Annotated in this window: 8 protein-coding genes and 1 tRNA gene; 7 read left to right on the top strand and 2 right to left on the bottom strand. The window is 64.0% G+C overall.

Annotation, left to right across the window (positions count from 1 at the left end):
• From dinB to B8446_RS13390, 6 genes are all read left to right on the top strand, one after another.
• On the top strand, positions 1 to 1,009 hold a 1,009-nt coding region (gene dinB / locus B8446_RS13415; RefSeq protein WP_048850435.1), incomplete at its 5' end, for a DNA polymerase IV.
• A 113-nt stretch (positions 1,010 to 1,122) separates the two neighbouring features.
• Positions 1,123 to 1,584, top strand: a complete 462-nt coding sequence (locus tag B8446_RS13410) for a DUF2501 domain-containing protein (protein WP_048850434.1) — start codon at positions 1,123 to 1,125, stop codon at positions 1,582 to 1,584.
• 197 nt (positions 1,585 to 1,781) lie between these two features.
• Complete coding sequence (locus B8446_RS13405; protein WP_048850450.1) at positions 1,782 to 2,984, top strand: MFS transporter; 1,203 nt, start codon at positions 1,782 to 1,784, stop codon at positions 2,982 to 2,984.
• A 34-nt stretch (positions 2,985 to 3,018) separates the two neighbouring features.
• Positions 3,019 to 3,600, top strand: a complete 582-nt coding sequence (locus B8446_RS13400) for an LOG family protein (RefSeq protein ID WP_048850432.1) — start codon at positions 3,019 to 3,021, stop codon at positions 3,598 to 3,600.
• Between the two features lie 109 nt (positions 3,601 to 3,709).
• Positions 3,710 to 3,786, top strand: a tRNA-Pro gene (locus B8446_RS13395).
• Positions 3,787 to 4,218: 432 nt separating this feature from the next.
• Positions 4,219 to 4,425, top strand: a complete 207-nt coding sequence (locus B8446_RS13390; RefSeq protein WP_048850430.1) for a cold-shock protein — start codon at positions 4,219 to 4,221, stop codon at positions 4,423 to 4,425.
• A 162-nt stretch (positions 4,426 to 4,587) separates the two neighbouring features.
• Here the strand turns inward: B8446_RS13390 and B8446_RS13385 are convergent, their stop codons facing one another.
• Positions 4,588 to 5,343 carry a C1 family peptidase gene (locus B8446_RS13385; protein WP_048850428.1) on the bottom strand — a complete coding sequence of 252 codons (756 nt, stop codon included), beginning with the start codon at positions 5,341 to 5,343 and terminating at the stop codon, positions 4,588 to 4,590.
• 72 nt (positions 5,344 to 5,415) lie between these two features.
• Positions 5,416 to 5,691, bottom strand: coding sequence for a hypothetical protein (locus B8446_RS13380; protein ID WP_048850425.1), 276 nt, complete (start codon positions 5,689 to 5,691; stop codon positions 5,416 to 5,418).
• Between the two features lie 236 nt (positions 5,692 to 5,927).
• Between B8446_RS13380 and B8446_RS13375 the strand changes: the two genes are divergently transcribed.
• Positions 5,928 to 6,335: a hypothetical protein gene (locus tag B8446_RS13375; protein WP_048850423.1), complete on the top strand. Its 408-nt coding sequence runs from the start codon at positions 5,928 to 5,930 to the stop codon at positions 6,333 to 6,335.
• The last annotated feature ends 54 nt before the right edge of the window (positions 6,336 to 6,389 follow it).

Genomic DNA, 6,389 nt, shown 5'->3' with positions numbered 1-6,389 from the left:
GCGCGGCCGGCCGCTGGCAGTCGGCAGCGGCGAGGCGCGGGGCGTGGTCGCGGCGGCGAGCTACGAGGCGCGCAGGTTCGGCGTCCGCTCGGCGATGGCATCCGTGACGGCCCGCAGGCGTTGCCCGGATCTGGTGTTCGTGCGTCCGCGTTTCGACGCCTATCGCGCGGTGTCACAGCAGGTCCATGCGATCTTCGCGCGCTACACGCCACTGATCCAGCCGCTGTCGCTCGACGAGGCGTATCTGGACGTGACGGATCATCTGAAAGGTTTCGGCAGCGCGACCGAGGTCGCACAGGCCATCCGGCGCGACATTCTGGCCGAGACGGGCCTGACGGCATCGGCCGGCGTCTCCTACAACCGGTTCCTGGCGAAGCTCGCATCCGATCATCGCAAGCCTGACGGCCTGTTCGTGATCACGCCGCGCATGGGACCGGCCTTCGCGGCTGGGCTGGCCGTCGGGAAATTTCACGGCATCGGTCCTGCGACGGCCGCGAAGATGCATGCGCTCGGCATTCACACGGGCGCCGATCTCCGTGCGCGCAGCCTTGACGAACTGCAGGCGCATTTCGGCCGCATCGCGCCATTCTACTACGGGATTGCACGCGGCATCGACGAGCGTCCGGTCAGTCCCGACCGGCTGCGCAAATCTCTGGGCAGCGAGCGCACATTTTCCACGGATCTGAAGGATTTCGTCGGAGCGTCTGACGCCCTGCTGGCGATTGCCACCCGGGTTTGGGCACAAAGTGCCGAGCGCAGCATCGCGGGCCGCACCGTCACGCTGAAGGTCAAATACGACGATTTCCGGCAGATCACCCGGGCCCGATCGGATCAGGCGCCGCCCGCGTCCGCGGAGGAGCTTCATGCCCGCGCCTGCGGACTGGCCGAACCGCTCTTTCCCAGCGATCGCGGGGTGCGCCTGCTGGGCATCACCCTGTCGGCATTGGTGCCGGCAGGCGAGCAGGCACCGGTGACATCCGGGCAACTGGCGCTTGCGCTCGACCTGTGAGCGGCCCGTGCCGGGAGCCCGAGGCGGGACTTTCCTGAGCTTTTTTTGAGACTTTCGGCGTCTTTTGCGTTGGATCGATGGTCCATGTTTACGAAACGGGAGTCTTATCCATCATGAATCGTTCTGTTTTTGCCGCCGCCTGCGCCGTATCCCTGTCTCTTGGCGCGATGTCATCAGGCGCATTCGCACAGATCCCCGGCATGGGCGGCCAGACCCAGGGAACGTCACAAGGGACGGCCGGTGGCCTGCTCGGCGGCAACGGGGCAGGCGGCATGCTGAGCGGAGCCATGGGCAACATGGGCCTGCCGAGCGTCAGCAGTGCGAGTTCGGGCAATGTCGCGGGCGTCCTGAGCTACTGCGTGAGCAACAACGCGGTTTCCAGCAGTGCCGGCAGCACTGCACTCAGCCAGCTGACCAGCAAGGGCAATGTCGCATCCAGCAGTGGCTACCAGAACGGCTCGCAGGGGCTGCTCGAGACCGGGTCGGGCAATACGTTCTCGCTGTCGAACCTCGCGCAGCCGCTCAAGCAGCGCGTCTGCAAGTCGATCCTGAGCCGGGCCCAGAACCTGCTCTGAAAACCTCAACACTCTGAAACCCTGACACCCGGCCGCCGATCGACACCCCGGACGGCCGTGTGCAACGATCGCTCGTCCGGACTTTCCCGCCGGATGAGCATCCTGTCGCAAGCCCGACAAAAGCGTGACCGCTCGTCTGCGTGACGACGGACACGTATCGTTCTATGGTCGGGAAAGTCGTGAAAGAGGGCATCGCAATGCAAGCCGAAGGAACGCCGGTGGATTCGCCGACAAGGCGCATCCTGCTCGTCGTTCTGTTCAATCTCCTTATCTATATCGACATCGGTTTGCCGATGGCCGTCATTCCGGTCTTCGTCCACCGCACGTTGCTCTATTCTGCAACGGTCGCAGGCCTTGCGATCTCGCTTCAGTATTTCGCGACATTCGCCTTCCGTCCGTCCGCGGGGCAACGAACCGACCGGATCGGGCCCAAACCCGTGGTCGTGGCTGGGCTCGCATTGGGTGTGGTTTCCGGCACTCTGCTGATGCTGGCGGGGTTCCTCGCGGCATGGCCGGTGTTGTCGCTGGCCCTGCTGGCAGGCAGCCGCGTCATCCTCGGCTGGGCCGAGAGCTGGACGGCTACCGCTGTCATCTACTGGAATATCCGGCGGGTGGGTTCGGCCAACACCGCGCAGGCGATCTCGTGGAACGGCGTCTGTTCGTACGGCGGAATAGCACTCGGCGCGCCGGTCGGCGAACTGCTCTCGCATCTGTCGCATCCCTTCGGCGGGGTGACGACGGTCGGTCTGCTGTCGCTGCTGCTGCCGGCATTCGGCCTGTCGGTCATCTGGGCCTACGACAACGTGCAGCCGACGGTGTCCAAGCGGCCGCTGATGAAGTTCACGGACGTGTTCAAGCGCGTCTTCCCGCATGGGGCGGCCCTGGCGCTGGGATCGATCGGGTTCGGTGCGATCTCGTCCTATCTCGCCCTGTATTACGCGGCGATGCGCTGGGGCGGGGCGGCGGATGCGCTGGCTGCATTCGGTGCGGTGTTTGTCCTGGTGCGCTTCGTGCTGTCGCGTCAGATCGGGCGGTTCGGCGGCACGCGGGTGGCTGTCGTGTCCCTCGTCGTCGAGGCTGTCGGGTTGATGATGCTGTGGCGGAGCGGGAGTTCGACGGCTGCCGCCATGGGAGCCGCGATCACGGGTGCCGGCTTCTCGCTGGTCTTTCCGGCCCTGGGTGTGCTGGCGGTGGATCGCGCCGGGCCGGAGAACCGGGGTGCCGCGCTGGGAGCGTTTTCGGTCTTCCTCGATCTCGCGATCGGCTTTTCCGGGCCGGCACTTGGCCTGGTCGCCGAATATGGCGGATATCCCCCGTTGTTTCTCCTGGCCGGGGCCTGCAGTGTAGGCGGCGCGATCGTGTCGCAGGCTCTGGGCAGACCCGCAGCAAGGCGACGCTGATCGCAGGTTGATTGCGCGTCGAAAGGGAAACGAGATGAGGATTGCCGCTGCTGCCGTGTTTTGTGGGTCGCGCCCCGGAGTGGACCCCGCGTTCATGCAGGCGGCACGCGAGCTCGGCATGGGACTCGCGCAAGCCGGGATTACGCTGGTCTATGGCGGCGGCAACGTGGGGCTCATGGGAAGTGTCGCCGACGGAGCGATCTCGCGGAACGGCGCGGTCTATGGCGTGATCCCCACGTTCCTGCGGGATCGGGAAGTCATGCATCACGGCGTCATGGATCTCGAGGTGACCGAGACCATGCATGAACGCAAGACGCGCATGTTCGCGCGCGCGGACGTGTTCCTGATCCTGCCGGGCGGCCTCGGCACGTTCGACGAGCTCATGGAAATCATGACGTGGCGTCAGCTCGGACTGCATGACAAGCCGATCCTGATCGTCGATATCGCAGGTTGGTCGCGCTTCGTCGTGGCGGCGGTCGATGCGGCTATCGCACAGGGTTTCGCCAGCCCGACGGCACGCGACCTGTTCGAAGTCGTGCCCGATGTCGCAGCGGCCCTGTCCCGGCTGTCGGAAGGTGCCACGCCTGCGACACCCGGCGAAGTCGAGAGGCTGTAACGGCAGTTCGTGCGTCGGTATCGAACGCCGATCGCTGAAAAACGCGCGAAAAGGTCCCGCTGGCATCTTGCGCGTGTTCCGACGCTTCGCTATGACCCGCTGCGTCGCCCGGAGTGTAGCTCAGCCTGGTAGAGCACTGTGTTCGGGACGCAGGGGCCGGAGGTTCGAATCCTCTCACTCCGACCAGCGGCGACATGGGAGACCAGACTGGTTTCCTCATGGGATCTGGCGGAGCGCCAGGACTGTCCCAGCCGGGTCAGCGTGCATGATGATCCCACAATCCGATTTTCGAAATCATGAGCCGGAACCGGGCGTGTCTGAAAGCGGCTTGTCTCAGAGCATGTTTCGTGGCGGCATCCTGCCCTGAAAATGGCGGTTAAACGCCAATGTTTGCGCCATGAGCCTTGTCGACTGCAAATGTGATTGCGTATTATTCAGGGTTATCCGCACGATTTAGCGTGCGTCTTGGGCAGCAGGGGTATAGACACATCCACACGGGCGCGCTTTTCCCCCGGACAGATGTTTTGGTACCCTTCGCAAGCTGAATCCTGATGTCTCCGAAGAGAAGTTTTTTTCCTGCGTAATATCGCGCAGGCCCGTGTGTTAAGGAGACCTGTCATGGCTACAGGCAAAGTTAAGTGGTTCAACGCGCAGAAGGGCTTCGGCTTCATTCAGCCGGATGACAACTCGAACGACGTGTTCGTGCATATCTCGAGCGTTGAGCGTGCAGGGATGAGCGGCCTCAACGAAGGCCAGGCCATCTCCTACGAGCTGCAGAGAGGCCAGAACGGCAAGATGTCGGCGGCCAATCTCAAGGCCGAGTGAGCCAGCGCAAGCTGTAGAAAAAGCCTCCTTCGGGAGGCTTTTTTTATGTCTGCCGCATCGGTCGTGCTTGCGGTTCTCTCCTTCGGGAACGGTCCGACGGGCCCGCCCGTGGGGCAGCAGGCCCGCCGAAATTCAGGTCTGCCGCCGCGCCGTGCTGGCCTGTCAGGCCGCGCGCATCTCGGCGATCAGGGCATCGCAGTCTTCATGATCGGGGGAAAATCCCGTGGTGCCGAGCCAGTTCTGGCGCGAGACGAGGCCATAGGCCTCGTCGCAGAACACTTCGAACCAGTCCCATGACATCCGGCGGCGCTCGCCCCAGGTGTTGAAATGAAGCCAGTCCGCGTCATAGCCGTGCAGCCAGAGCGCATGGCCGCCGGCGATGGTCTGATCGCCGCTCTCGTTGATCACCCAGTCGCCACCGGACTGCATGATGTAGTTCGGGATCTGCACTCCGATATACACGCCGCCCAGACTGGCGATCGCGCGCATGATGCCGCTGCGGTCATGAGGATCGACGGTGCCGTAAGCCGTGAGGTAATCGCGGCCCGGCTGGCCCGGCCGGGCATAGCCGTCCTTGACCCAGCGGTTGAGCACATCGATCTCGACACCGCCCTGATCGGTGGCAGCCTGCCCGGGGACGTAGCCGCTTTCGGCCGAATAATTCGCAATGACCTGGGCGTCGGACAGCAGGACGGGCGCCTGCGCGACACCGGTCCAGGTCCGGATGGCACTGGCCACCGAAACCTGCGTGCAGCAGCCGATCGTGTCATTGCACCAGACAGGCCATGTCACGCCCGGCGCCCAGTCGGCGCTTGGTGGCGGCGTGATGAGATGCGCGCGAAGGGCGGCGCCGAGACGGTAGGTCTGCGGATCGTGTCGCGCCGGCTTCTTGCCGAGCGCACGAATGGTCTGAGGCATGGGATATGTCCTTCAGTGACCTGAAAATCGTCGGAAATGGAAATCGCATCGCGAGCGCGTGCGACCTGCGCCTCAGGGTGTGGTGGAGACGCCCGCGGCAATGGCCGCCTTGGCGGCAGGAACCTGGCCGCGCGGCACCATGATGCCGGTGCGACCGACCTGAAGCCGGTTGGTGGCCCAGCCCACGTTGAGGCCGATCGTCGTGACCAGCGTGAACAGGGGGGCCCAGTGCGAGGTCGCGGCCGGTGGCCGGATGAAGATCGTGACGATCTTGCAGGACAGGATCAGGAGAGCTGCATACAGCGTGTAGGCCTGCGGAATTGCAGCCAGGATGTCGGCGAATGTCATGGAAATTCTGTCTCGTTCGAGCAATCTGAAATGAAAATCGGCCTGAAAACAAAAACGCGCGCCCCGGATTGCTCCAGGCCGCGCGTCGGTCATGTGCCAGATGCCTTTGGCACAATGCCACAAACCTAGGCAAAACAGCGTCATCATGCAAGCCAAAACTGTGCTACATCACGCAACAGCCGCGGCCATCTTCGCGTTCAGCGGTGGTCGAAACCGTGATGATGAGTTGTCCGCCTATGAAAAAATCCCTGGCCTTCGCCTTTCTGACCGCCTCGGGCTTGGCCCTTGCACCGATGGCACATGCCGAACCGGGCGGCTGTATCAAATACGGCGCAGCCGGCGCGGTCGGTGGTCATCTCGTCCACCACGGCGTCCTGGGCGCGACAGGCGGATGCGTGACGGGCATGGTCACGCGGCATGAATATCGCAAGGGCCTTCGCGAGAAGGCAGCGCTCTACGACAAGGAACACCCGGCGGATCCGAACCAGAGCTGGCTGCAGCGTCATCACAACGCCCTGACGTATCAGCAGAAGGCGGCTCTCTGGGATCACGAGCATCCGACGGATGGAACAACGGCACCCGGTGCATCAGGACCCGCCACCACCGGCCCCGCCACCAACCCGCCCGCGCCTCCGGGTCACTGACATCCGCCCCGGCGCCTGGCAACAGGCGCCGGGAATGAAGCTACCATTCGGCTC

Origin of the sequence: Tanticharoenia sakaeratensis NBRC 103193, from assembly GCF_000963885.1 — a bacterium.
In the GTDB taxonomy this organism is placed as follows: domain Bacteria; phylum Pseudomonadota; class Alphaproteobacteria; order Acetobacterales; family Acetobacteraceae; genus Tanticharoenia; species Tanticharoenia sakaeratensis.
This window is presented reverse-complemented; position numbering and strand designations above follow the sequence as displayed.